General features: G+C 67.9%; 20 protein-coding genes. 9 read left to right on the top strand and 11 right to left on the bottom strand.

Annotated features, from left to right (window positions below; translation table 11 throughout):
* Positions 1 to 27: 27 nt before the first annotated feature.
* From ACA097_RS21925 to ACA097_RS21915, 3 genes are all read right to left on the bottom strand, one after another.
* Positions 28 to 1,728: a fused response regulator/phosphatase gene (locus ACA097_RS21925; protein WP_160287810.1), complete on the bottom strand. Its 1,701-nt coding sequence runs from the start codon at positions 1,726 to 1,728 to the stop codon at positions 28 to 30.
* A gap of 19 nt (positions 1,729 to 1,747) precedes the next feature.
* Positions 1,748 to 2,053: an STAS domain-containing protein gene (locus tag ACA097_RS21920; RefSeq protein WP_043253653.1), complete on the bottom strand. Its 306-nt coding sequence runs from the start codon at positions 2,051 to 2,053 to the stop codon at positions 1,748 to 1,750.
* Between the two features lie 600 nt (positions 2,054 to 2,653).
* Positions 2,654 to 3,658, bottom strand: coding sequence for an AraC family transcriptional regulator (locus tag ACA097_RS21915; protein WP_371365979.1), 1,005 nt, complete (start codon positions 3,656 to 3,658; stop codon positions 2,654 to 2,656).
* Positions 3,659 to 3,796: 138 nt separating this feature from the next.
* On the opposite strand from ACA097_RS21915, the gene ACA097_RS21910 reads away from it, so the two are divergent.
* Entirely contained in the window at positions 3,797 to 4,114 is a 318-nt protein-coding gene (locus ACA097_RS21910) for an Mpo1-like protein (RefSeq protein ID WP_043253657.1), read from the top strand.
* A gap of 37 nt (positions 4,115 to 4,151) precedes the next feature.
* Here the strand turns inward: ACA097_RS21910 and ACA097_RS21905 are convergent, their stop codons facing one another.
* On the bottom strand, positions 4,152 to 8,483 hold the full coding sequence (locus ACA097_RS21905; RefSeq protein ID WP_371370557.1) for a DEAD/DEAH box helicase: 4,332 nt from the start codon (positions 8,481 to 8,483) through the stop codon (positions 4,152 to 4,154).
* Positions 8,484 to 8,593: 110 nt separating this feature from the next.
* On the opposite strand from ACA097_RS21905, the gene ACA097_RS21900 reads away from it, so the two are divergent.
* Positions 8,594 to 8,965 carry a hypothetical protein gene (locus ACA097_RS21900; RefSeq protein ID WP_371365976.1) on the top strand — a complete coding sequence of 124 codons (372 nt, stop codon included), beginning with the start codon at positions 8,594 to 8,596 and terminating at the stop codon, positions 8,963 to 8,965.
* A gap of 12 nt (positions 8,966 to 8,977) precedes the next feature.
* Here the strand turns inward: ACA097_RS21900 and ACA097_RS21895 are convergent, their stop codons facing one another.
* Positions 8,978 to 12,550: a hypothetical protein gene (locus ACA097_RS21895; protein WP_371365974.1), complete on the bottom strand. Its 3,573-nt coding sequence runs from the start codon at positions 12,548 to 12,550 to the stop codon at positions 8,978 to 8,980.
* A 398-nt stretch (positions 12,551 to 12,948) separates the two neighbouring features.
* A complete protein-coding gene (locus ACA097_RS21890) occupies positions 12,949 to 14,520 on the bottom strand; it encodes a sigma-54-dependent phenylalanine hydroxylase transcriptional regulator PhhR (protein ID WP_043253665.1) in 1,572 nt (523 codons plus the stop codon).
* Between the two features lie 261 nt (positions 14,521 to 14,781).
* Between ACA097_RS21890 and phhA the strand changes: the two genes are divergently transcribed.
* From phhA to ACA097_RS21875, 3 genes are all read left to right on the top strand, one after another.
* Positions 14,782 to 15,570: a phenylalanine 4-monooxygenase gene (gene phhA, locus ACA097_RS21885; RefSeq protein ID WP_371365971.1), complete on the top strand. Its 789-nt coding sequence runs from the start codon at positions 14,782 to 14,784 to the stop codon at positions 15,568 to 15,570.
* 155 nt (positions 15,571 to 15,725) lie between these two features.
* Positions 15,726 to 16,082, top strand: a complete 357-nt coding sequence (locus ACA097_RS21880) for a 4a-hydroxytetrahydrobiopterin dehydratase (protein ID WP_160287817.1) — start codon at positions 15,726 to 15,728, stop codon at positions 16,080 to 16,082.
* Positions 16,079 to 17,275, top strand: coding sequence for an amino acid aminotransferase (locus tag ACA097_RS21875; RefSeq protein WP_371365969.1), 1,197 nt, complete (start codon positions 16,079 to 16,081; stop codon positions 17,273 to 17,275). The genes ACA097_RS21880 and ACA097_RS21875 overlap by 4 nt, the downstream gene beginning before the upstream one ends.
* 195 nt (positions 17,276 to 17,470) lie before the next feature.
* Here ACA097_RS21875 and ACA097_RS21870 read toward each other — a convergent pair whose 3' ends face one another.
* On the bottom strand, positions 17,471 to 18,505 hold the full coding sequence (locus ACA097_RS21870) for an AraC family transcriptional regulator (RefSeq protein WP_371365967.1): 1,035 nt from the start codon (positions 18,503 to 18,505) through the stop codon (positions 17,471 to 17,473).
* Between the two features lie 115 nt (positions 18,506 to 18,620).
* On the opposite strand from ACA097_RS21870, the gene ACA097_RS21865 reads away from it, so the two are divergent.
* A complete protein-coding gene (locus ACA097_RS21865) occupies positions 18,621 to 19,514 on the top strand; it encodes a TauD/TfdA dioxygenase family protein (RefSeq protein ID WP_371365965.1) in 894 nt (297 codons plus the stop codon).
* Between the two features lie 127 nt (positions 19,515 to 19,641).
* Here the strand turns inward: ACA097_RS21865 and ACA097_RS21860 are convergent, their stop codons facing one another.
* Positions 19,642 to 20,538, bottom strand: coding sequence for a LysR family transcriptional regulator (locus ACA097_RS21860; protein WP_371365963.1), 897 nt, complete (start codon positions 20,536 to 20,538; stop codon positions 19,642 to 19,644).
* A 108-nt stretch (positions 20,539 to 20,646) separates the two neighbouring features.
* On the opposite strand from ACA097_RS21860, the gene ACA097_RS21855 reads away from it, so the two are divergent.
* The gene (locus ACA097_RS21855) at positions 20,647 to 21,747 is read left to right on the top strand and encodes an AbrB family transcriptional regulator (RefSeq protein WP_371365961.1); all 1,101 of its coding nucleotides are present in this window, start codon (positions 20,647 to 20,649) and stop codon (positions 21,745 to 21,747) included.
* On the opposite strand, the gene ACA097_RS21850 is transcribed toward ACA097_RS21855, so the two are convergent.
* Entirely contained in the window at positions 21,720 to 22,514 is a 795-nt protein-coding gene (locus ACA097_RS21850) for a LysR family transcriptional regulator (protein WP_371365959.1), read from the bottom strand. The genes ACA097_RS21855 and ACA097_RS21850 overlap by 28 nt on opposite strands.
* 111 nt (positions 22,515 to 22,625) lie before the next feature.
* On the opposite strand from ACA097_RS21850, the gene ACA097_RS21845 reads away from it, so the two are divergent.
* The gene (locus tag ACA097_RS21845; RefSeq protein ID WP_371365957.1) at positions 22,626 to 23,351 is read left to right on the top strand and encodes an SDR family oxidoreductase; all 726 of its coding nucleotides are present in this window, start codon (positions 22,626 to 22,628) and stop codon (positions 23,349 to 23,351) included.
* On the opposite strand, the gene ACA097_RS21840 is transcribed toward ACA097_RS21845, so the two are convergent.
* Positions 23,348 to 24,580, bottom strand: a complete 1,233-nt coding sequence (locus tag ACA097_RS21840) for an NADH:flavin oxidoreductase/NADH oxidase family protein (protein ID WP_371365955.1) — start codon at positions 24,578 to 24,580, stop codon at positions 23,348 to 23,350. The genes ACA097_RS21845 and ACA097_RS21840 overlap by 4 nt on opposite strands.
* Before the next feature lie 77 nt (positions 24,581 to 24,657).
* On the opposite strand from ACA097_RS21840, the gene ACA097_RS21835 reads away from it, so the two are divergent.
* Complete coding sequence (locus ACA097_RS21835; protein ID WP_043253681.1) at positions 24,658 to 25,077, top strand: MerR family transcriptional regulator; 420 nt, start codon at positions 24,658 to 24,660, stop codon at positions 25,075 to 25,077.
* A 108-nt stretch (positions 25,078 to 25,185) separates the two neighbouring features.
* On the opposite strand, the gene arfB is transcribed toward ACA097_RS21835, so the two are convergent.
* A complete protein-coding gene (arfB, locus tag ACA097_RS21830; RefSeq protein WP_371365953.1) occupies positions 25,186 to 25,599 on the bottom strand; it encodes an alternative ribosome rescue aminoacyl-tRNA hydrolase ArfB in 414 nt (137 codons plus the stop codon).
* Positions 25,600 to 25,653: the final 54 nt, after the last annotated feature.

The raw sequence follows: 25,653 nt of genomic DNA, 5'->3' as shown, positions 1-25,653 counted from the left end.
CCAGGGCTGGCGCGCGGGAACGCCGGATTATGCCTGAGCGGGCCAGAAAAACTCTACGCAGACCGATTTGCCATCCGCCGACCACTGGCAGCGGTCGGCGAGCTGGCGCACCAGGGTCAGGCCGCGGCCGCTGAAACCGCCGGGCTGGCATTGCGTCTGGGCCTGCAGCACGGCGTTGACGTCGAAGCCCTCGCCGCTGTCCTCGACCCGCACCAGCAGGCGCCCGCCCTGGTCCAGCGGCGCCAGGTCGAGATGGAAGCGCACGTAGCCGCGCTCCAGCGCGGCCAGGCGCCGGCGCCGTTCCTCGTAATAGCCGGCAAAGCCGCGGGCGTCGCACTTGAGGCGCGAGTCAAGGCCCATCACGCCGTGCTCCAGGGCATTGGAGTAGAGCTCGGCGAGCACGGTGTAGAGCGCGCCGCCGCGCGGGCGCAGGTCCTGCACTTCCATCAGCAGCTGCAGCAGGAACGGCAGCGGATTGAAGTGGCGCAGGGTCGGCGCGCGGAATTCGAAGCTGGCGGACCAGTCCTGCGAGCCGTTCAGCCCGCTGTCGGAGAAGGCCAGCGGCGGGCGCTGCAGGCTGGCCCCCGGGACCAGGGCCACCTCGAGCATGCTCAGGTCGTCCTGCGCCTCGCCACGGAAGCGCGACAGGGCCGCCTGCACGCCATCGAACAGCCGCGTGACGTCAGGCTGGGAGGCGAACACTTCGAGCAGGCGCTGCTCACCGAACATCTCGCCCTGGGGATTGCGCGCCTCCAGCACGCCGTCGGAGAACAGCAGTACGCGGTCGCCGTCCTCCATCGGAAAGACCTCGCAGCTCTCGTCGAACGCGGCCACGTCGAGGATGCCTAGCGGCAGGTGGCGCGATACCAGCGGTACCAGGCCGTTGCCCCGGCGCACCAGGTAACCGTCGGGCAGGCCGCCGTTCCACACCTCCACCAGGCCGCGCTGGAAGCTCAGGTTGAGCATGGTCGCGCAGCAGAACACCCCGACCGGGAGGATGCGCTTCAGCTTGGCGTTCATCTCGCGGAGGATGTCGGTGATCGGGTAGCCCTTGGCGGTCATGCCATAGAAGACTTCGGCCAGCGGCATGGCGCCGATCGCCGCCGGCAGCCCGTGGCCGGTGAAGTCGCCAAGCAGCACGTGCATGCCGCCGGAAGGCTTGAAGGCGGCCAGCAGCAGGTCGCCGTTGAACAGCGCGAAGGGCGATTGCAGGTAGCGGATGTTCGGCGCATTGAGGCAGCCCGAGTGCGCCACCTTGTCGAACACCGCCTTGGCCACGCGCTGCTCGTTGAGCAGGTGCTCGTTGTGCCGGGCGATCAGGTCGCGCTGTTCGAGCACCTCGCGCTGCAGGTGGTGCAGGCGCCCCATGGCGCGGATCTTCGCCTCGAGGATGAAGCGGTTGTAGGGCTTGGAGAGGAAGTCGTCGCCGCCGGCTTCCAGGCTTTGCACCAGCGCTTCAGTCTCGCTCAGCGAAGTGAGGAAGATGATCGGCACCAGCGCCTCGCCGGCCAGCTGGCGAATCCGCTTGGCCGCCTCGAAGCCGTCCATCACCGGCATCAGGGCGTCCATCAGCACCAGCTGCGGCCGCTCCTGGTCGAACAGCGCCAGCGCCTCCAGGCCGTTGGCGGCGGTGAGAACGCGGTGGCCCTGGCGGCTGACGATGGTCGACAGCAGCAGGCGATCGGCGGCGTTGTCGTCGGCGATGAGGATCGTCAGGAAGTTCGACATGGCTGGCACGCCGCGTCGCTCAGCTGATCTGGAACAGCTGCTCGAAGTTGGAGATGGAAAGAATCTTGCGCACATCCGGGCTGCACTGGGTCAGGCGGATCTGCGCGTGTTCGCCGCCGGCGTGGTCGCGCAGCAGCAGGAGCATGCCCAGGGCGGAGCTGTCCAGGTAGGTTGCGCCCTTGAGATCGATCACATAGCGCTTGGGCGTGATTTCGATGCGCTCGTAGGCATCGCGGAATTCCTGGTGCGCGCCGAAATCGAATCGGCCCTGTACCACGATGGTCAGCTCCTGCCCGTCGGCCGATGGAACGGAAGTGATGGCCATGGTGATCTCCCTGCTGAAATGGCTACGCGTCGTGAGTGGGAACATTTAGCAGCTTGTCCGGGCCCCGGCAACTTACCGGGTGGCCCGCTGCCATTGTGCGCCGGGCCGGTTACAAGCTGGCGTCAGGGTTTAGTCTGCCCTTTCGTGATCCCGCGCCCGCATACCTCCGTCATCCTCGCGAACGCGGGGATCCAATTGATTGGTTTAGCGCGCCGCTTCGGCGCGTTCGGATGTTTCTTGTTTCGCCCCCTCGGGCGAGTCACTTTCTCAAACGCCAGAAAGTAACCAAAGCGCTTGCCCCGACATACGGGTCCGGCAAGCCGGACTTCCCTCACACATTCCCACGCACCCGGAGGCCCGCCCCGACAGTACGTCCCTGTACTGGTCGGGGCTTTTGCGACATCCATGTCGCGCAACCTCCTCTACATGGGCTTAGCTCGGCCTTCTGTAAGGGGCGTTCGGCGCGTGTGGATGTCTCGCTGGAAATCCCAAGAGCGAAGCGCGCTTGCGCTTTTCGTAGGAGCGGATTTATCCGCGAATCGCGGGCATGGCCCGCTCCTACAGGCGACATTGTCGTGGGGATTTTCGCGGATGAATCTCCTACCGCGCGCCTCGCTCGCGGTATTCGCCTGGCGTCACGCCGAACCAGCGGCGGAAGGCGCGGAAGAAGTTGCTGGGTTCGGAGAAGCCGAGCAGGTAGGCGATTTCCAGCAGGGTCATGTGCGGTGTCGCCAGGTATTGCTGGGCGAGTTCGCGGCGGGTGTCGTCGAGCAGTTGCTGGTAGCTGCTGCCCTCCTCCTGAAGGCGCCGCTGCAGGGTGCGCTCGGAGAGGTGCAGCGCCTCCGCCACCGCCTCGCGCTTGGGCTCGCCCTGCGGCAGCAGGCGGCACAGCACCTGGCGGGTCTGGTGGCTGAAGCGGCTACTTTCGAAGCGCGCCAGGTACTCGCCGGCGAAACGGTCGTGCAGCCGCGCCAGCTCCGCGTTGGCGGTGGGCAGCGGGGCGTCCATGTCGGCGTGGGAGAAGAGCATCGCGCAGTGCGTCTGGCCGAATTTCAGCGGCGCTTCGAACAACGCCGCATAGGGCGCGATGTCCCGCGGCGGCTCGCCGGCCAATTGAACTTCCAGCGGCCGGATCTGCCGGCCGGTGATCCAGCGCACCAGGCCGATCAGGCTGGCCAGCGAGCATTCGGCACTCTGCCTCGCCGGCTGCAGGCGGTCGCCGTGGACCTGCACGCTGAACAGGCAGCCCTCGGGCTGGCGGCGGAAGCTCAGGTCGGCGCCTTCGGCGATGATCCGCTGGTAGCGCTCCAGGCGTTCGAAGCCCTCGGCGAGGTTGCGGCTGGACATCAGCGCATAACCCACCACCGGGAACGCCGGGGTGTGCACGCGGGCGATGTTGAGGGCGATGGCCGGGTTGCCGCTGCGCTGCACGGCGAGCTGCCACAGACGCGTCATGTCGTCCTGCGGGAAACGCGCGTCGGGGTCGTCCAGCGCCGCGTAGTCCAGCCCCAGCTCGGCGAACAGGGCGCGCCCGTCCAGGCCTTCCAGCTCGATGGCGAGGACCATGCCGCGCACCCAGCTGGACAGTGTCGTACGCTCAGGCATCTCGATTCTTCTTGTACTCGGCCGCGCCAGGGCGGCCAGGGGAATGGCGGGGTTGGATACTAAACTGGCTGCATGGGTCATCCGCAAGTAGCGGCGCCGTCCCTACACTGGGCCGACCACGACAACAGGAGGTGCGCCATGGCCACCGACACCGCCGAGCGTTTCCGCAGTTTCGCCGAGTTCTACCCCTACTACCTGCAGGAGCACAGCAACGCGACCTGCCGCCGCCTGCACTACGTCGGCAGCCTGCTGGTGCTGACGATCCTCGCCTACGCCGTGATCGGCGGCCACTGGGCCTGGCTGTTCGCCCTGCCCTTCGCCGGCTACGGCTTCGCCTGGGTTGGCCATTTCGTCTTCGAGAAGAACCGCCCCGCCACCTTCCAGTACCCGCTGTGGTCGTTCATGGGCGATTGGGTGATGCTAAAGGATGCCTTTACCGGGCGGATTCGGTTCTGAGGTTGGATGTTGGGTCCCCGCGAGCGCGGGGGCCCAATTAAATCCGGCGGATCAGCAACTCCCGCACCCGCGCCTCTTCTTCTCTCGGCAACTCCACCCAGAGCACCGGCTTGCCGGCGATGAGCGCACCCAGCGCCACACCATCCTTGTAGATCACCCGGTTACCCAGCACCGCCGGCACCTTGCTGCCGGGCAACAGCGTACCAGCCAGGTTCAGCGGATCGACCGCCGAAAGCACCACGTACTCGCCATCCTTCTCGCGCCGGCGCACTTCGCGCAGCAGGCCGACCGCTTCCGGCAGGGCGAACTGCTCGCCGGTCAGGCCGGCGACGAAGCGCCCGCCGCGAATCTCGCCGCGCGCTTCCAGGCGATGGTAGACGCGCAGCAGGTCGCGCCACGGCGGCAGCCAGTCGGCCTCGCGCGCCAGCAGGCGCCAACAGACCACGCCGTAGCGACGCAGTAGCGTCATCGCCACACGCTCCAGTACTTCTGCGGCCAGGCGTGGCGGCTGGCCCTCGACCAGCTCGACCGACGGCCTGCGCAACAAGGCCCAGCGCCCGGCGTCGGCCATGCCGAACAGCGGCGTACGCGCCCGGCGCTCCTGGCGGCTGCGCTTGGCAGCAGGAAGCAGCAATGCGCGCAGACCGGCGAAGCTGTCGGCATTCACTCGGCCGACTGCCACCAGCTCACCCAAGGCCATCTCCAGTTCACTGCGCAGCAGGTGCGCCTCGCTGGAAAGCTCGTCGAAGAACAGCGCACCGTGTGTCTGCAGCGCCTGCAGCACCTTCTGCGCCTTCGAGGACAGCTCCGCCTCCGGCGCATCGGCGCAGAGCGCGCCCCACAAGGGCAGCTCGCGGCGCGGCAGCAGAACGATGGGCGTGCTACGCAACGGTCCGCCGCCACTGCGACCGCGCAGCGTGGCGCGGCTCGGCAGGCGCGCCCAGACCAGCCGGCCCGCGCGGCACAGGTCGTCCAGCCAGTTGATCCCGTAATCGGCCACCCGCGCCGGCAGCAGCTCGCTTTCCCAGGCTCCGGCGGCGGCCTGGAAGCCCTCCAGCTGGCTGAGCACACCGGCCAGCGCCTCGGCGCCGCGCACTTGCGAGCTCTTCGAAACGCGCTGCCAGTCGAACAGGAAGCGCATGAAGTCGGCCCGCTCCACCGGCTCGATCTCGCGGCGCAGGCGGCGCACCGTGTAGCGGTGGATGCGCGCCAGCAGGTGGCGCTCGCACCACTCCTCCTCGCCGGCATCCGGGCTGAAGCGGCCGCGCAGTACGTAGCCCTCGCGCTCCAGTCCCGCCAAGGCAAAGGCAATATCGGCGGCAGGCAAGGCGAGGTCCTCCACCATCTGGCGTTGCGTGCGCGGACCGAAGCCGGTCAATCGCGCACGCAGCAGTTCGAGCAACGCATCCTCCGCCGACCAGCCTTCCTGCAACCCCATCGGCAATTGCAGTTCGGGCGTCAGCCGCGCCTGTGGATAGACAGCCAGCACCTGGCAGAGGCGTTCGGCGGCTACCCACAGATCAGCCTCGCCACTGCGCAGGCGCGTCGCCCGGCCGGCCTTGGCCAGGCGCCCAAGCAGCAGTTCCCAGCCTTGGTTCTCGCACGCCTCATCGGCACGAATGCAACCCAGGCCACTCAGTGCCTCGTGCATCTCGTCGGGGTCGCGCGCCTCCGGCCAGGCCTCGGCACGCACCGCGGCTATGGCTTCCGGATCGAGCGCGCCGAGATCGTCGGAGGATTCTGGATCGCTCCAGCGCCGGCTGAGCACCGCCTGGGTGCGGCGCTCTTCCAACGGCGCATCGTCGAGGAAGGCATAGGGGCTGGCACTGAGCACTTCTGCCGCCAGCGGCGAGGGCGCCGGCAGGTCGCGGGCATACAGCGCCACCTCGCCGTGCTCCATGCGCCGCAGCAGGGCCAGCCAGGCGTCGCAATCCATCGCCTCGTGGAGGCAGTCATCGAGGGTTTGCGCCACCAGCGGATGGTCGGGAATCTGCCGCTCGCCGACGATGTTCTCCAGGCATGCGACTTGATCGGGGAAGACCGCGGCGAGCAGGTCCTCGCTGCGCATACGTTGCAGTTGCGGCGCCACCTTGCGCCCGCCGCGGTAGCGCGGCAGGGCCAGCGAAGTGGTGGCGTTCCAGCGCCAGCGCACGCCGAACAGCGGTGCGTCGAGCAGCGCCTGGACCAGCACCTGCTCGGCGGTATTGGCATTCAGGTAGCGCCACACCTCATCCAACGGAAAGCTGTGGCTGGTGGATAGCGAGAGGATGATCGCATCCTCGGTTGCCGCCGCCTGCAGCTCGAAATTGAAGGTGCGGCAGAAGCGCTTGCGCAGGGCCAGGCCCCAGGCGCGGTTGACCCGGCTGCCATAGGGCGAATGGATCACCAGCTGCATGCCGCCGGACTCGTCGAAGAAACGCTCCAGCACCAGCGCCGACTGGCTCGGCAGCACGCCAAGGGCGGCACGGGCGCGGGCCAGGTACTCCACCAGTTGGCGCGCGGCGGCTTCATTCAAGTCGAGTTCCTCTTCCAGCCAGGCCAGCGCCGGCAGCAGGGGTTCGGTGCTGCCCTGCCCTTCGGCGAGCAACCCATCCAGCCGCTCGCGCAGGCGCGACACGCTGGCCGACAGCTCGTCGCTGCGCCCCGGCGCCTCGCCGAGCCAGAACGGGATGTTCGGCGGCTGGCCCTGGGCATCCTCGACACGCACCTTGCCCGGCTCGATGCGCAGGATGCGGTAGGACTGGTTGCCCAGCTGGAAAACGTCGCCGGCCAGGCTTTCCACGGCGAAGTCCTCGTTCACCGTGCCGACGGTCAGGCCCTGCGGCTCCAGCAGCACCTGGTAGTCGCCGGTATCGGGAATGGTGCCGCCGGAGGTCACGGCGGTCAGCCGCGCGCCCCGTCGGCCGCGCAGCAAACCGTGCACGCCATCGCGATGCAGGTAGGCGCCGCGCTGGCCGTTGCGGCTGGTGTAGCCGTCGACCAGCATGCGCACGAGTGCGTCGAAGCGCTCGCGCGGCAGATCGGCGTAGGGCTGGGCGCGGGTCAGCAGTTGGAACAGGTCATCCTCGCGCCATTCGCGGCCGGCCACTTCCGCGACTATCTGCTGGGCCAGCACATCGAGCGGCGCGTGCGGAATCGACAGTGCATCCAGCTCACCGCGACGCACGCTGTCCAGCAGCGCCACGCATTCGATCAGCTCATCCCGTGAAGTGGGGAACAGCCGCCCCTTGGGTGTACCGCCAACGCTGTGTCCCGAACGCCCGACGCGCTGCAGGAAAGAAGCGATGGAGCGCGGCGAGGCGATCTGGCAGACCAGCTCGACGTCGCCGATATCGATGCCCAGCTCCAGCGATGCGGTGGCTACAAGGACCTTGAGGCGCCCCGCCTTGAGCCGCTGCTCGGCGCCCAGGCGCTGCTCCTTGGACAGGCTGCCGTGGTGTGCGGCGACCTTGTCGATGCCCAGGCGTTCGCCCAAGTGGCGGGTGATGCGCTCGGCCAGCCGCCGGGTATTCACGAACACCAATGTGGTGCGGTGCTCCTCGGCCAGCGCGGCGAGGCGGTCGTAGACGCTGTCCCAGACCTCGTGGGACATCACCGCCTCCAGCGGCGCCGGCGGCACTTCGATGCCCAGGTCGCGCGTCCGGCTGTAGCCGATGTCGACGATCCGGCAATCGGCCATGCCGCAGAGGAATTCCGCCACCGCCTCGATGGGCTTTTGCGTGGCCGACAACCCGATGCGCACGAGCGGTTCGGCGCACAGCGCCTGCAGGCGCTCCAGCGACAGCGCCAGGTGGCTGCCGCGCTTGCTGCCGGCCAGGGCGTGGATCTCGTCGACGATGACCGAGCGCGCGCCGGCCAGCATCTGCCGGCCGGATTCCGAGCCGAGCAGCACGTAGAGCGATTCCGGCGTGGTCACCAGGATGTGCGGCGGGCGCCGACGCATGGCCTCGCGTTCGCCCTGGCTGGTGTCGCCGGTGCGCACCGCCGTGCGGATATCCACAGCCGGCAGACCCCGGCGCTCCAGCTCCTCGCGGATGCCGGCCAGCGGCTCCTCGAGGTTGATGCGGATGTCGTTGGACAGCGCCTTGAGCGGCGAGACGTAGACCACGCAGGTGCGGTCCGGCAGCTCGCCGCCGTTGGCCAACCCCTCGCGCACCAGTTGGTCGATGGCCGAAAGGAAGGCGGTCAACGTCTTGCCCGAGCCGGTGGGTGCGGCGACCAGGGTCGAGCGCCCGGCGCGGATCGAAGGCCAAGCCTGGACCTGGGCGGCGGTCGGTACGGCGAAGTGGCGGGCGAACCAGGCCGCGACCGCGGGGTGGAAACCCTGCAGCACATCGGCGGGTGCGGAAGCGGCGGCGAGTCGAGTCATGCAGGCAAATATGGTGGTGGTGCACAAAGTGCTCAAGGACCGCCGATCACTCCTCGCCGTCGGACAATGCAAGCGCTACCCTGCGCGAATCTTCCTGCGGACCCGCCCGAATGAGCCTGAAAGACCGCGACTGGTACTGGCAGAACATCAACAACCCCGGCAAGAACGGCGAACCGCCGCCGCCCCGCGAGCACAACTGGCGACGCGCAATCAAGCACGTGCTGCAGCTGGCACTGTTGATCGCCATTGGCGTGGGCGCCTGGCAGCTGTGGCACGACCCGGCCGGCCGCCAGTGGAGCGAAGCGCGCTGGCACGCCCTGCTCGGCCGCCTGGGCCTCGAGCAACAGGCGGCCGGCAGCCCGGCCCGCCCCGACAAGTACGGCGACAGCCCGCGCTCGATGGCCGAATGCATCAAGCCGGGCAACCTGATCGACGACGAAGTCCGCGCCTGCGTGAAGGGCTACCGGGTGAAGACCTGGTAACCCTTCATCGACCTAGAACTTGGCCAGGTTGAGCACGTCGATGATCGCCGTGCCGCCCAAGCCGGTGAGCGACAGCAGCAAGGCGCGCACCAGCGGCTCTTCCGTGTAGCGCGAGAAGGCGCCGGTCTTCAGGTTGACGATGCGTTCGCGGATCAGCTGGAGCTTGGCAACCGGTGGGCCGTCGGCGGGCTCGGCCAACAACTGCGCATCGATGTGCTGCAAGGCCAGGGCACGGGCCTTCTCCGCCGCGCGACGCAGCGACAACGCGGAGAAGAACAGGATCAGGCCAGTGACAACGAAGGAAATCACCAACCCCGGCGGAGTCGGCCAGTTGTCGAACAGGCTGCTGCGCGAAACGATCAGGATCAGCAGCACCACCGTCGGCGCATAGATCAGCCGGCTCACCGCTGCGGTACGCCGGGCGATCAATGCGACGTCAACCCAGTCGTCGATACAGGCGTGCTGGTCGATGCCGAAGATTTTTCGGTGTTTCTCGCGCAATGCCTCCGGCCAGATGCCGTGGTGGCCGATCAGCTGGCGAATGAAACGGATCAGCAGGAAGTTGGCGTCGACCACCCAGAACACCAGGAGCTGGAAGGCGAGCGTCGGCAGCATCCAGACGGTCTTGCTCCAGAGCAGACTACCTCGCACCGGGCTGCCGTCGAACGGCCAGAGAACGTACAGCACACCGCTGATCAGGGCGAAGGTCCAGGTCGCCAGGATGGCCCGCAGCAGGCGAGCACCGAACACGCCGCCGAGACAGTGCTCCTGCCAGAACTCCTCGATAACGAGGGTCGGACGTCCGTCGCTGCCCGCGTATTTCACTGCGTGCGACTGCTTGGCCATTTGCCCGATCCTGTCCTTGGATAACGGGAACAGCACCAATGTCAGATAGGTGCCCAATTCCCGGAGCCAGCGCTGAGTGCCGGCCGCCTGCTGTTTCGCTTGGCCCTCTGCGGGCGTGCCGGGCACCGGGGCCTCTGCCGACGACGTGGAGCCACGCCGCCAGGGGAAGCGGCTACGCAGTGTCACCGGCTTGATGTTCAGGCCGTACTCCTCTTCGATCTGCTGGCGGTTCAGGCGCAGACAACGCCAACCCCAGGCCAGCGCCGAGATCGAGATGAGCAGCGCCAGCAGACGCAGCGCGATGGTTGGCCAGGCACTGATCCCTTCGAAGAGAAACATCGGCTCGCCCAGCCCATCCTCGGTCAGCATCCGCCGTGACTGGTAGCCCCAGAGCAACGCGAGGATGAAGACCACTCCCGGCAGGACCAGGTAGTAGGCCGAGGAATCGAACAGGCTGGGTGGCAGGGACGTCTCCTTCAACGGCGCCGAGCCTGCTTCCTGCTCCCGGCAGCGCATCAGTTCACGATTGCGGCGAATCAGCTGGGCCGCCAGCACGCCGAGGACGATCAGCACGAAGGTTCCCCAGATCAACTGGACGCGCCACATCAGCGCCGACGCCCAGGCGAACAGGCCGGCGACCACGTAGAAGGCCAGCGGCAGCCGGCGCACCCACAACGGCAGCTGGCCTTGCTGCGTCGTCGAGTCCTGGCGCTCGTCGACCCACCACCAGCCGAGGAACAGCAACAAGGCCGAGACCAGCAGGATCAGCCAATCGCCCTGCCACATGGCCAGCACGCCATCGAGTTTGCCGCGCAAAGCGTCGGTGATCTGCGGATAGGGCGGTGGCGGCGGGTCCTGCAGGCAGCTCAGGGTCATGATGTCCTGGGTCATGGCCGGGCGCCCGGCCGCCCAGGAGCGCTGGGTCCTGGGCGTCACGCAGAATTTGCCGCGATCGCCGCGCTGCTCGCTGGCCAGCGGAATGAAACCGCTGATGCCGATCTCGTAGATGCCCGGCGCCAGCAGGCTGTCGCCATCAGGGTCGAATTTCGCCTGCTTGAAGGCGAAATCGCGGGGCGACTGGGCGGCAAGCACGGCGACGAACACGGCGCTCTGCAGGCTGTCGCGGAAAGGCGGCACGTCCTGCTGCAAAGCGCGGGTCAGCGACAGGCCGAAGGGCGAGGCCAGCACCAGGTTGCGAGTGGTCTCCGCCTGCCCGCGCTGCAGCATGCGCGCATCGAGGTCGGTGGAGAAATACAGCTTGTTCGGCAGGCGAGCCTTGAGCGCCTGCAGCACCAGCAGCTTGTCGTAGGCATCGGTACCCAGCACACCGATGGCGGCGATGCCACTGTCGCCGTTCTGCCGGTAGCCGTCGTCCAGCTCGGCGATGCGATCGGCAAGCCGGCGCAGGTAGTCCAGCTGCGAATCGCCGTCGGAGCGCTCCAGCGGGCTGCGGTCGCTCAGCGGGTCCTTGGCGTCTTTCGGGGCGGCGGACGGGTCGCTCTTCGCCGCCTGATCCGGCAGGCGCCCGTCGACGCCCCGCAGGTAGCTGAAGCGCAGCACCCAGTCGTCGACCATGTCGCGATTCCCCGGCTCCAGGCGCGCCCGCTCGGCGACCTTGGCCTTGAACGATTCGGCCAGGGCGCGCGAGTAGAAGCTGTCCCATTCGGAAATCAGCGCGATGCGCCCATAGCGCGGCCAGACATCGGTGGCGGCGCAGTCATTGCCGACCCGCTGCGCCATGCCGCGCATGCATTGCATGCCCTTGACCGGGTCGACCCGGCGCAGCATCAGTTCGTCCAGCAGCATGGAGGCCAGCCAGCCGTCGTCGGCGACGGTGCGCAGGAGTTTCATCGGTTTCTGGGGAGTGGCGGGCTTTTCACCCGCCACATAGCAGTTGGAACCCGGCGTGGCGGTCCGGTCGCCGGGCATGCCGCAGGTCAGCATCTTCTTCTCGGCCGTCGCCATCGGTGAATAGATCTCGACGGTGGACGTGGCGTTGCCCGCCTGTTCGTCGCGATACATCTCGCGCAACAGGGTCGAGCGGGACGGGCCCAGGACTTTCAGGACGAAGGTGTCGTCGGTTTCGCTACGACCGACCATCGGCGCCAGCTGCTTGCGCAGTTCGCTCAAGCGCATCAGCGGGTGGTCCATCAGGTAATCGTCCTTGACCCAGAACAGCAGCGTCCTGGCCTCCGGTTGTGCCTGGTGCTCGGCGTCGCGTGGCGGATCGAGGGGGTTGGCCACCAGCTCTTCGTAAGGCAACTCGGGCTGGTCCTTAGCGGGCGTGCTCAACACCGGGGTCTTGAAGCAGCGCATGTGCTGCTCGTCGTCCGGCACCATGTGACTGTTCTTGAAACCGGCGAGGATGGCGTAACGCGTGCGCCTGCGCAGTTCCACCTCGTCGGCGTAAGGGCCGCCTTCAATCACCGCCAGCATCACGTCGGCCTTGTGCACTGCGCCAGGCTTGTCACCGGCGATCGAGAGAACGTCGAGGCAGGGGTCTTCCTTCGCGGTCTCGGGCGTTTCCTTGAGCTTGCGCCGGTAGCGCTCCAGGGCATCGAAGGGGTCTTGCCAGAGGCGCGCCTCGATGGGCTGTTCGGCGCGGAACTGGCCGCCCAGCGGGCGCGGTTCGAGGAAGGGTGCGCGGGTCAGTGCGAATGTCGAGACGACCAGGCTGAGAATGACCGCTCCGCCGGGTATCCAGAGCGCGAGACTGCTCCCTGAGTCCTTGCTGTCCATGGTCCCTCCCGAGGCGTCGGGTCGACCGTTGACGCTGCCTAGGGGCGCCGGAGGGGAGCGTCGCTGGGTCCGCCGGGCCCGGTCCTTCGCCTCGCCTACGGCGACCGGAGCGCCGCGCGGGGCCGGAGGTTATTTCCTCTCCCTTGCCGGACAAGCGTGCGGGTGAACGACTCGCCGCTGGCCGGCCGACCTGAAGCGCCGGGCTGTGCGTTACCGCCTACGCGGGCCCTTGCGGACCGCAGCCCCGTCCGGTCGATGGAACCTCCAAGGTCAACATAGTCCAGCGCCAGAAAATTGTACAAATTTCAACCAACCCAGGCTTTCGCTACGGCTCGTCGATTCTCTGACGCGCCCTACGCCCGATGATCGACTGGGCGTGGACCGTATGACGCTCCGCGTCATGTCCCGTCCGACTCGCCGCCCTGCCCCAGGCCGTGCTGGCGCAGCTTGTTGGCGATGGTGGTGTGCGACACCCCCAGGCGCTTGCCGAGCAGGCGGCTGCTCGGGTGTTCGCGGTAGAGGCGCTCCAGCACCGCCCGCTCGAAGCGGCCGACGATGGCGTCGAGGCCGCCCTCCAGGGAGAAGTCGCCCAGCGGGTGCGGCGCGCCGTAATCCGGCAGGCGGATGTGCTCGGCCTTGATGGTGCCGCCTTCGCACAGCGAGACCGCCTGGAACAGCACGTTTTCCAGCTGCCGCACGTTGCCCGGCCAGTGGTAGCGACTGAGGCGGTCCATGGCCTGCGGCGCCAGCACCGGTAGCGGGCAGCCGATCTGCCGGCTGGCCGAATCGAGGAAGTGCTCGACCAGCGGGTTCAGGCCGTCGAGGCATTCGCGCAGCGGCGGGATGTGCAGCGACAACACGTTGAGGCGGTGGTAGAGGTCCTGGCGGAATTCACCCTTGGCGCACAGTTCGGACAGATCGACCTGGGTGGCGCAGATCACCCGCACGTCGAGGTAGACCTCCTCGTCGCTGCCGACCCGGCGGAAACAGCCGTCCTGCAGGAAGCGCAGCAGCTTCACCTGCAGACGCGGGCTCATCTCGCCGACACCGTCGAGGAACAGGGTGCCGCCGGCGGTGAGCTCGAGCAGGCCGAGCTTGCCTTCCGGGCGCGCGCCCTCGAATGCGCCGGGGCCGTAGCCGAACAGCTCGGTCTCGGCCATGGATTCGGGCAGGCCGGCGCAGTTCAGCGCCATGAATGGCGCCTGGCCGCGCGGGCTGGCCAGGTGGCAGGCGCGGGCCAGCAGTTCCTTGCCGGTGCCGGTCTCGCCCTCGATCAGCAGCGGCGCGTCCAGCGGCGCCATGCGCCGGGCTTCGCGAACTACCGCGGCCATCACCTTCGAGCTCTGGAAGATGCTGTCGAAACCGCGCAGCTCGACCTTGCGCACGTTATAGATGCGCTCGCCGACGCGGTCGGCGCGGTGCAGGGTGATGACCGCGCCGGCCAGCGCCTCGCTGTCGTCGTGTTCGGATTTCAGCGGGGCGATGTCGGCGAGGAACACGTCGCCCTTCACCTTCACCCGCAGGCCGTTGATCCGCGCCTTGTTGGCGCGCACCAGCTCGGGCAGGTCGAGCTCTTCGACGTAACGCGCCAGCGGAATCCCCGGCACCTCGTCGACGCGCACGCCGAGCAGCTGCGCGGCCGCGCGGTTGCCAGCGACTATCTGCCCGGCCATGTCGATGGACAGCACCGGGAAGTCCAGCGCTGCCAGCAGCGCGTTGAGCTCCAAGTGGCGGCGCTCGCTGGGCATCAGGCCGACGCGCTTGACCCCGAAGACGCCGGGGATCGCCTCGAGCTTGGGCTTGAGCGACTGGAACTGCAGGTTGATCAGGTTCGGGCAGAGCAGGTAGATGGCATTGCCCTGCTCGCCGCCGACCTCGCCGCGGTTGACGTTGATGCCGTAGTCGACCAGCAGGTTGAGGATGTCGCGCAGGATGCCGACGCGGTTCTGGCAGTGGACTTTGATACGCATGGAAAGGCCCGCTCTCTTGTACTTGCCGGGGTCCCGAGGCAGGCATTTTTCGCCTGTCGGCCGGAATTTTCCGTCAAGAATATGTGACAGATTCCGAGCGCATCAAGCCGAATTCTCGGCAACTCGCCCATGTCGTAACGTTTTCTTTACGAAAAGCCGCGATCTCAGCCACGTGAAGCGGGAAGCGAGGGGCTGCATCGGCACGCGAACACAGCTATCTGTGGAGCTATCACAACAACAAAGGCCTGACCCGGAGGCCCCATGAAGACAACGCAGTACGTGGCCCGCCAGCCTGACGAGAACGGTTTCATCCACTACCCGGAAACCGAGCACCAGGTGTGGAACACCCTGATCACCCGCCAGCTCAAGGTGATCGAAGGCCGCGCCTGCCAGGAATACCTGGACGGCATCGAGCAGCTCGCCCTGCCCCACGACCGCATCCCGCAACTGGGCGAGATCAACCAGGTGCTCCAGGCCACCACCGGCTGGCGCGTCGCCCGCGTCCCGGCACTGATCCCGTTCCAGACCTTCTTCGAATTGCTGGCCAGCCAGCAGTTCCCGGTGGCCACCTTCATCCGCACCCCGGAAGAGCTGGACTACCTGCAGGAGCCGGACATCTTCCACGAGATCTTCGGCCACTGCCCGCTGCTGACCAACCCCTGGTTCGCCGAGTTCACCCACACCTACGGCAAGCTCGGCCTGGCTGCGAGCAAGGAAGAGCGCGTGTACCTGGCGCGGCTGTACTGGATGACCATCGAGTTCGGCCTGCTCGACACCCCGCAAGGCCGGCGCATCTACGGCGGCGGCATCCTCTCCTCGCCGAAGGAAACGGTCTACAGCCTGTCGGACGTACCCGAGCACCAGGCCTTCGACCCGGTCGAGGCGATGCGCACGCCCTACCGCATCGACATCCTGCAACCGCTGTACTTCGTCCTGCCGGAGCTCAAGCGCCTGTTCGAGCTGGCCCACCAGGACATCATGGCGATGGTCCGCCAGGCCATGCAGCTGGGCCTGCATGCACCGAAGTTCCCGCCGAAGCAGGCTGCCTGACCCCCTCCCCGTATGGGTGAGCTTGCTCGCGAAGCCTTCTGGGTCCCCGCGTTCGCGGGGATGACGCAGAGGGGGCGTTCGCGAGCAACGCCCAGGCGTCCTTCTCGCTCCTACAATCAAATACCTTGCGTAACGAAACCAACAAGGAGAACCCCATGAGCACCCTCAGCCAAGCCCAATGCGAAGCCTGCCGCGCCGACGCCCCGCACGTCTCCGACGATGAACTGGCCACACTGATCAAGCAGATTCCGGACTGGAACATCGAGGTCCGCGACGGCCACATGGAGCTGGAGCGGGTTTTCCTGTTCAAGAACTTCCGCCATGCCCTGGCCTTCACCAACGCTGTCGGCGGCATCGCCGAGGAAGTCGGCCACCACCCTGACCTGCTGACCCAGTGGGGCAAGGTCACCGTGACCTGGTGGAGCCACGAGATGAACGGCCTGCACCGCAACGACTTCATCATGGCCGCGCGCACCGACGAGCTGGCCAAGGTCGCCGAAGGCCGCAAATGAACCACTTCGCCCCCATCCCGCGCGTGCCGGGCGACCCGATCCTCGGCCTGATCGACGCCTTCCGCGCCGACCCGAACCCGGCCAAGCTCGACCTCGGCGTGGGCGTCTACAAGGATGCCCAGGGCCTGACGCCGATCCCGCGCGCCGTGAAGCTGGCCGAGCAGCGCCTGGTGGAACATGAGACCACCAAGAGCTACGTCGGCGGCCACGGCGACGCGCTCTTCGCCGCCCGCCTGAGCGAGCTGGTGCTTGGCAGCGACTCGCGCCTGCTGGCCAGCCAGCGCGCCGACGCCACCCAGACTCCCGGCGGCACCGGCGCCCTGCGCCTGGCCGGCGAGTTCATCGCGCGCTGCCTGCCGGGGCGCGGCATCTGGGTCAGCGACCCGACCTGGCCGATCCACGAGACGCTGTTCGCCGCCGCCGGCCTCAAGGTCAATCACTACCCCTACGTGGGTGCCGACAATCACCTCGACGTCGACGGCATGCTCGCCGCGCTGAACCACGTGCCTCATGGCGACGTGGTGCTGTTGCACGCCTGCTGCCACAACCCGAGCGGCTTCGACCTGGCCTACAACGACTGGCAGAAGGTCCTGGAAGTAGTGCGTCGCCGCGAGCTGCTGCCGCTGATCGACTTCGCCTACCAGGGCTTCGGCGACGGCCTGGAGGAGGACGCCCGCGCCGTGCGGCTGTTCGCCGAAAGCCTGCCGGAAGTGCTGATCACCAGCTCCTGCTCGAAGAACTTCGGCCTCTACCGCGACCGCGTCGGCGCGCTCATCGTCAGCGCCGCCAACGCCGAGCAACTGGGCAACGTACGCAGCCAGCTGGCGAGCATCGCGCGCAACCTCTGGTCCACCCCGCCGGCGCATGGCGCCGAAGTCGTGGCGACCATCCTTGGCGACCGCGACCTCAAGCAACTCTGGCTGGACGAAGTGACCGCCATGCGCACCCGCATCGCCAGCTTGCGCCTGGGCCTGGTCGAGGCCCTGCGCCCGCACGGGCTGGCCGAGCGCTTCGCGCACATCGCCATCCAGCGCGGCATGTTCTCCTACACCGGCCTGACGCCGGAGCAGGTCCGCCGCCTGCGCGAGGAGCACAGCGTGTACATGGTCGGCAGCGGCCGCGCCAACATCGCCGGCATCGACGCAACGCGCCTGGGCGACCTGGCCCGCGCCATCGCGGCGGTTTGCGAGTAACGGTTCTTCCCTCGATTCGACCGGCCAATGGCCGGTTTTTTTTTGCCTTTGGGAAGCCCGGCAGGAGCGGATCTCATCCGCGAATGGCTATGCACGGCGCCTCCCTGTAGGAGCGGCCCATGGCCGCGATTCGCGCGCATGGCGCGCTCCTACACGTTGGCATCGGCGCAGGGATTTTCGCGGATGAATCCGCTCCTACAGAGGAGCCAGCGGCGGCCCCGCCTGGCGTTTCCAGCGGCCGGGCGTGGTGCCGGTCCAGCGCTGGAAGGCGCGCGAGAAGCTGGCCGCTTCGGCGTAGCCCAGGCACTGGGCGATGCCGTTCAGGTCGAGCCTGGATTCGCGCAGCAGGCGCTCGGCCAGGCGTTGGCGGATGCCGTCGCTGAGCGTCTGGAAGCTATGGCCTTCGGCGGCCAGGCGGCGTTGCAGGGTGCGTTCGGCGAGGCCCAGGCGGCGGGCGACTTCGCGGCTGCCGGGGAGGTTCGCCGACTCGCGGATCAGCAGTTGCTGCACCGCCCGCGCCGTGGGCGTGCCGGCCAGGGTGAGCTGCAGCTCCGCACAGGCTCGTTCGCAGAGCGCCTCGCCGCTGGCGCGGGCGTCGAGGTGGGCCTGCGGCAGGCTGGCCGCGAGGTCGGCATGGGCGAACAGCACGGCATTGCGCGCGGCGCCGAAGCGCACTGGGCCGGGCCAGTCACGGGCGTATGGCATCGGGTCTTCCGGCGCGGCGCTGCGCAATTCCAGCGCCAGTGGCTCGACCGGTCGCTGCAGCAGCTCGCTGGCCAGTTGCACGCAGCCGGCCACACCGCGCTCGACCACGAAGGCGCGGGCGTCGGGCGGCAGCACGCTGTCGTCGAAGATCATCCAGATGCCCTGTGCATCCTCGGCGCGGCTCACCGGACAGAGGGTCAGCGCCAGGCTCTGGTAGCGGCCGAAGGTCTCGAAGGCTTCGAGCAGGTTGCGGCAGGCGAGCATGGTGAAGCCGAGCAGGCCCAGCGAAGTGAGGTGGTAGCGCCGTCCGGCGCTGAAGCCCAGGCCCGGGCGCCCCAGGTGCTGCAGCAGGTTGCGGATCACCGCCAGCTCTTGCCAGGCCTGGATTTGCGCGTTGCGTCCGGCCAGTTCGCGCGCATCTATGGCGCTACCCACCAGGCAGGCCTCCTCGCCCAGGCCTTCGGCGCGGGCGCAGTCGAGCAGGTAGCGAACTCCAGTGATCTCGCGAAGTTGGCGCCAATCCATGTGGGGCTCCCGGGCAGTGGCGGAAATCATCAATTTCTGGCGCCGATCATCATGGCGCATCCCCTGTCCGCCGACCATGCTGAGCACGCCAACAACACCGACAAGAGGCCCGCCCATGTTCGAGTTCTTCTACGCCCTGCCCAGCCAGAACCGCGCCGCCAGCTACCGGCACTTCCAGATCGTCCCGGCCACCGGGGCCATCGGTGCCGACGTCAGCGAGATCGACCTGAAGACCCTCGGCGAGGAAGGCTACGCCGAGCTGCGCCAGGCCCTGCTGGCGCACAAGGTGCTGTTCATCCGCGGGCAGTCGCTGGGCATCGAGGACCTGGAGGCGGTAACCCTGCGCTTCGGCGAGTTCGGCCGCGAACCCTACGTCGAAGGCCTGCCGGACCATCCCCACGTGGTGCGGGTGGTCAAGGAAGCCAACGAGAAGACCCCGGTGGTGTTCGGCGGCGCCTGGCACAGCGACTGGTCGTTCCAGGAGCGCCCGCCGGCCTTCACCCTGCTCTACGGCCACGACATCCCGCCGTTCGGCGGCGACACCCTCTACGCGAACATGGCACTGGCCTACGAATGGCTGTCGCCGAAGCTGCGCGCCCAGCTGGAGACCTTGGACGCCATCCACAGCCCCGAACGCGCCTATGGTGCCGAGGCCAAGCACAACGACCTGATGGAAAACATGGCGGTGCGCTACGGCAATGCGGACGGCGAGACCCGCTCGCATCCGCTGGTGACCCACCACCCGGAAACCGGCAAGAAGATCCTCTACATCAACCCGGCCTACACCAGCGGCATCAAGGGCATGCGCCCGGCCGAAGCGCAGCCGCTGCTCGACTACCTCTACGGCATCGCGACCCAGCCGGCCTTCACCTGCCGCATGCGCTGGACGGCGGGCACCCTGGCGATCTGGGACAACCGCAGTACCTGGCATTACCCGGTCTCGGACTACCACGGCATGCGCCGGGAGATGTACCGCACCACGGTGGTGGGGGAAGTGCCGAGTCGCTGAGCAGCCGCCCTGCATGGGGCGGTGATTTTCGCGGATGAGATCCGCTCCTACTGCGGTGTGCGCGGGCTCGATTGCATGGCTTTCGTAGGAGCGGACCTTGTCCGCGAATCGCGGGCATGGCCCGCTCCTACAGGACGAACCGCGCCGCGTGCTCGCGCAGCATGTCCCGCAGCAACTGCGCGGCCGGCGACAGGTAGGCGCCGTCGCGCACGGCCAGGCCGATGCTGCGGTCGAGGGTGGTTTCCGCCAGCGGCACCTCGCGCAACTGGTCCACACCGTGACCGCCGCCCAGGGTTTCCCGGGCCATGAAGCTGAGCAGGCGGGTGCGCGCGATCAGCCGCGGCAGCATGGGAATGGCGTTGGTCTCGATCTGCACCTGCGGCGACGGCAGCCCGTGCCCTTGGAAGGTGGCATCGATCCAGCGCCGCGAGGACACCGCTGTCGAGGGCAGCACCCAGCGGTAGCGGCACAGGTCGGCGATGCCGAAGGGGCCGTCGAACAGCGGGTGCTCGCGGCTGGCGACCACCACCACCTGGTCCTGCAGCAGCGGTTCGCTCAGCAGCTGCGGGTCGTCGAGGATGCGCGAACAGATCGCCATGTCCAGGCGGCCGCCACGCAGGGACTCGCGCAGCAGGTCGTCCTGGCCGAGGACCAGGCTGATGGTCACGTCCGGCGCCCGCGCCAGCAACTCTTCCACCAGGCGCGGCAACAGGTATTCGGCCATGGTCGCGGCGCAGCCCAGGCGGATGTTGCCGACCACGCCGCTAGCGAAGTCGCGCACCTCGCGGCGGGTTTCCTCGACGCTCTGGCGCAGCTGGCGGGCGCGCTGCAGCATCAATTCGCCCGCCGGGGTGAGGCGGATGCGCCGGCCGTCGCGCTGGAACAGGCTGGCGCCGAGCGATTGCTCCAGGCGCTGGATGCTCTTGGTCAGCGCCGGCTGGCTGCGCCCCAGGCGGTCGGCGGCGCGGCCGAGGTGACCGAGTTCGGCGATGGTTTCGAAGTAGGCGAGATCGCGCAGGTCCATGGCGGCCATCCGATAAATTTCAGGAATGAATCCATGACTATTAGAAAATGGACTTGATGGATTGCGCTATCGATAATTTTCCCCGTCGTCCGTAGTCGGGAGCTTCGCGTGTCCAGCCTTCCAGCCCAGCGCTTCAGCCGTTTGCCCGCCAGCCTGCAGTGGCTCGCTCTGATTCTCGCGGCGGGGCTCGGCGGGCAGGCGCTCAGCGAACTGGGGCTGCCGGCCGCGCGCTTCCTCGGCCCGATGCTGGTTGCCATCGCCTTCGGCATCTCAGGCGCGACCATCCGATTGCCGCGCCTGAGCTTCCGCCTCAGCCAGGGCTGCATCGGCCTGCTCGTGGCCCACGCCATCAACGGGTCGGTACTGCAGGCGATGGCCGAATCCTGGCCGCTGATGCTCGTCGGCACCCTGCTGACCCTCGTGCTCAGTGCCCTGGTCAGCTACCTGATGGTGCGCTTCGGCGGCATTCCCGGCAGCACGGCTGCCTGGGGTACCGCGCCGGGCGGCGCTTCGGCCATGGTGGCGATGGCCGAAGCCCATGGCGGCGACCCACGGGTGGTGGCGACCATGCAGTACGTGCGGGTCGTCTGCGTGGTTGGCGCCGGGGCGCTGGTCGGCCGCCTGTTCGGCATCGACGGCAGTGGCACGGCGGCGCACAGTTCAACCCTCAGCAATCCCGAGGACCTGCCCGCGCTCGTCAACTGCCTGCTGCTGATCTTCGTCGGCGTCAGTATCGGCGGGCGCCTGCCGGCCGGGCCGCTGCTGGTGCCGCTGGTGGCCGGCGCCGCGCTGCAACTGGGCGGGCTGCTGCAGATCACCCTGCCCTACTGGCTGCTGGCCCTGGCCTACGGGGTGATCGGCTGCTACATCGGCCTGCGCTTCGATCGCGCCAGCCTGGTCTACGTCGGCCGCCACCTGCCGGCCATGCTGCTCAGTGCGCTGCTGCTGATCGCCAGTTGCGCGAGCTTCGCCTGGGGCCTGGCGGCCCTCACCGGCATCGATTTCCTGTCGATGTACCTGGCAACCAGCCCCGGCGGCCTGGACGCCATGGCGATCATCGCCGTGGACACCCACTCCGACGTCGGTCTGGTCCTGGCGATGCAGACCCTGCGGTTGATCGTGGTGCTGCTCAGCGGCGTGTCCATCGCCCGCCTGGTGATCCGCCTGAGCGAAGCTCGCACTCAAGCAGCCGGCGTCGCCCGCAGGTAGTCGTACAGCTCACGCACCGCGGGCTTCTCCAGCGACTGGGCGGCGTAACAGAGGCCAATGCGCCGCACCGGCAGCGGCACTTGCAGCTTGCCCTGGCGCACGCCGGCAACGCCGTCCAGCAGAGACGCCGGCAACAGCGCCGCACCTATGCCGGCACGAACCAGATGCAACGCCAGCTTCAGCGAGTCCGCCTGGGCCACAACCCGCTCGTTGCCATAGGCGCTCATCAGCCGCTGGTGCGAGGGGTGCGCCGGGCAGGTGATCCACCCCTTGTCGCTGGTCTCGCGCACATCGGCGGGCAACGCGAGCACGTAGGGATCGTCCCACACCGGCAGGAACAGTTCGTCCTCGCAACAGAACTCCTCCACCGCCAGCCGCGCATCGCCGACGCAGCCTTCCTGCAAGTGCAGCAGCAGGTTGGGCACGCCGGCGTAGGCCATGGCGACGAATCGCTCGATCTGCGCTGAGCTGATATCGCCTTCCACGCCCAGGTGCAGCGGACGCCGGGTTTCGGCATGGCGGAACATGCCGCGCAATCCCTCGGCATCGGCCAGCAATGCGCGCGCTCGCGGATAGAGCGCGCGGGCCGCTTCGCTGACCTCGACGCCGCGCGCCTGGCGGACGAAAAGCGTGGCGCCGAGGGCTTCTTCCAGCTGCCGTATGGTCACCGAAAGCGTTGGCTGGCTGACGAAAAGGCGCTGCGCCGCGGCGGTGATGTTGCGCTCTTCGAAGACGGCGACGAAGGCAGCGAGCTGACGAATATCCATAGACACAACCGATACCAGACAGAGGAATAAGCCATTTTTCAGGCTGAATTGCCGCAAATATACTCCTCAACATCCTCAAGGTATCCATATTTTCGATAGCAGGAGAATCCCATGAGCAAGCCCCTGATCATCGTCACCGGCGCCAGTTCCGGTATCGGCGAAGCCACCGCCCGCCTGTTCGCCGCCCAGGGCCATCCACTGCTGCTGCTCGCGCGGCGCATCGATCGTCTCGAAGCCCTGAAGCTGCCGAACGCGCTGTGCCGCGCCGTCGACGTCACCGACCGCGCCGCCCTGCTGGCGGCGGTGAAGGAAGCTGAAGAGCGCTTCGGCCCGGCCGACGCCCTGGTGAACAACGCCGGCGTGATGCTGCTGGGGAACATGGCCGAGCAGGACCCGGCCGAGTGGGAGCGCATGCTCGACGTCAACGTGAAGGGCCTGTTCAACGGCGTGCATGCGGTGCTGCAGGGCATGATCGCGCGGCGCCAGGGCACCGTGATCAACGTCAGCTCGGTGGCAGGGCGCAAGACCTTCCCCAACCACGTCGCCTACGTCGGCACCAAGTTCGCAGTGCACGCGATTTCCGAGAACCTGCGCGAGGAAGTGGCGCCCCACAACGTGCGGGTCGTGACCATCGCCCCCGGCGCGGTGGAGACCGAATTGCTCGGCCACACCACCGACGAAGCCATCAAGGCCGGCTACCAGGAATGGAAGCAGGACATGGGCGGCCAGGTGCTCAGCGCCGAGGATGTCGCCGGGGCCATTGGCTTCGCCTACAACCAGCCCCAGGGCGTGTGCATCCGCGAGATCGTCCTCGCCGCCACTCGCCAGCAGGCTTAACCGGCCAGCTTGTCCATCCAGCGCTTGTACTGGCGGGTGCGTCGTGCGCTGCGCAGCTGTTCGACGATCAGCGCGCGCAGCGGCGAGGCTTCCGGCTGTGGTTGGCGGCCGGCGCCGAGACGGCGGATCTGCAGCTTGACCAGGGCCATGTAGGCCAGCGCGGCCAGGGGCTTGGAGCGCCAACGGATGGCCGGCAGCTCGGCGCTGCGCTCGCGGCCGCCGCGCCAGTGCTCCGGCAGGCGCGGGTCGATGGCCAGGGCGGTGCCCATGCCGACCATCGCCAGGCCGCTGTCCAGCACCTGCTCGGCGATCGCCAGGCGGCGGATGCCGCCGGTGACCATCAGCGGCATGCACGCGGCGCCGAGCATCTCGCGGGCGAATTCAAGGAAGTAGGCTTCACGCGCCAAGGTGCGGCCATCGCGGGCATCACCCTGCATCGCCGGCGCCTCATAGCTGCCGCCGGAAAGCTCGACCAGATCGACCGCTTCATCGTTCAGCCAGCTGATCACCTGGCGCGCATCGCTGGCGTCGAACCCGCCACGCTGGAAGTCCGCCGAGTTGATCTTGACCGCCACGCTGAAGCCCGGCGACACCTTCGCACGCACCGCGCGAACCACCTCAAGCAGCAGGCGGGCGCGGTTCTCCAGGGAGCCGCCCCAGCGGTCCTGGCGCTTGTTGCTGATCGGCGAGAGGAACTGGCTGAGCAGGTAGCCGTGCGCCGCGTGCACCTGCACGCCGCTGAATCCGGCCTTCTCGGCGAGCACGGCGGTGCGGGCGAAGCGGGAGATGACGTCCGCGATGTCCGCCTCGGTCATCTCCCGCGGTACGGCAAACATCTTCGAGAAGCGGCCCATCTCCAGCGGCACCGCCGAGGGTCCCCAGGCGCCCTGGCCGAGGTTGACCTGCACCTGGCGGCCCGGGTGGTTGATCTGCAACCAGAACTGCGCGCCGCGCGAACGCCCGACCGCGGCCCAGCGACGGAATTTCTCCAGCTGCCGCTCGTCCTCCAGCACCACCCCGCCCGGCCCGGTCATGGCGCGGCGGTCGACCATCACGTTGCCGCTGAGCAGCAGCCCGGCGCCGCCGTCGGCCCAGGCCTGGTAGAGGCGCAGCAGTTCGGCGGAAGGCCCCTGGTCGGCATCGGCGAGGTTCTCCTCCATGGCGGCCTTGGCCAGGCGGTTGGGGATTTCGCTGCCGTTGGGCAGTTGCAGCGGCTGGAACGGGGACATGGCGCGGCTCCGAGGTTGTGGTGCCGGCGAGGTTAAGATTAAAGTTAACTTTAATGTCAATCCCCCGGAGCCCCTCCATGAAGATCGGCGAACTGGCCAAGCGCAGCGGGCTCGCGGCCTCGCGCATCCGCTTCTACGAAGCTGCCGGCCTGCTCGAAACGGTGCAGCGGCAGGCCAATGGTTATCGCGAATACCCGCCGCAGGCGCTGCGCCAGCTGGACCTCATCCGCAGCGCGCAGCAGGCCGGCTTCAGCCTGGAGGAAATCCGCCAGCTGCAACCGCCGGGCGGCGCCATCGACGGCGACCACACGCGCCTGCTCGAAGGGCTGAAGCGCAAGGTGGCGGAAATCGAGCAGCTTCAGGAGCGCCTGGCGCGCAACCGCGAGCAGTTGCTGACCTTCATCGACGGTATCGAGAACAAGCCCGATGGCATGGGCTGCGAGGCCAACGCCGAGCGGCTGCTGGCCGGCATCCGCGAGCGTGCGGCGCTGGAGTGATACCTCACCCTTCGCCGCTCGCCATTGCGGCGATGCCCCACGCCTTGTAGGAGCGCGCCATGCGCGCGATTCGCGGCCATGGGCCGCTCCTACAAGGGATTTCTACCTTCAGTAATCCACCTTCCCCCGCCCCGCCTTGATCGCCCCGCGCTTGCTCTTGCCCTCCAGGCGGCGGGTCTTGGAGCCCAGGGTCGGGCGGGTCGCCTTGCGCTTCTTCTCGACCTTGGCCACCGAGCGGATCAGCTCGGCTAGGCGATTCAGGGCGTCCTCGCGGTTCTGCTCCTGGGTGCGGTACTGCTGGGCCTTTATCACCACCACACCGTCACTGGTGATGCGCTGGTCGCTCAGCGCCAGCAAGCGCTCCTTGTAGAACTCCGGCAGCGAAGAGGCGCGGATGTCAAAGCGCAGGTGCACGGCGCTGGACACCTTGTTGACGTTCTGCCCGCCAGCGCCCTGGGCGCGGATGGCGTTCAACTCGATCTCGGCATCGGGGATCTGCACGGTATTGGAAATCTGCAGCATGGCGTCGCTTCGCTGGAAAAGGCCGACAGCATATCGCACTCATGAAAAAGCCCG

This window comes from Pseudomonas sp. QL9 (genome assembly GCF_041409665.1).
Taxonomy (GTDB): Bacteria; Pseudomonadota; Gammaproteobacteria; order Pseudomonadales; family Pseudomonadaceae; genus Pseudomonas; species Pseudomonas knackmussii.
This window is presented reverse-complemented; position numbering and strand designations above follow the sequence as displayed.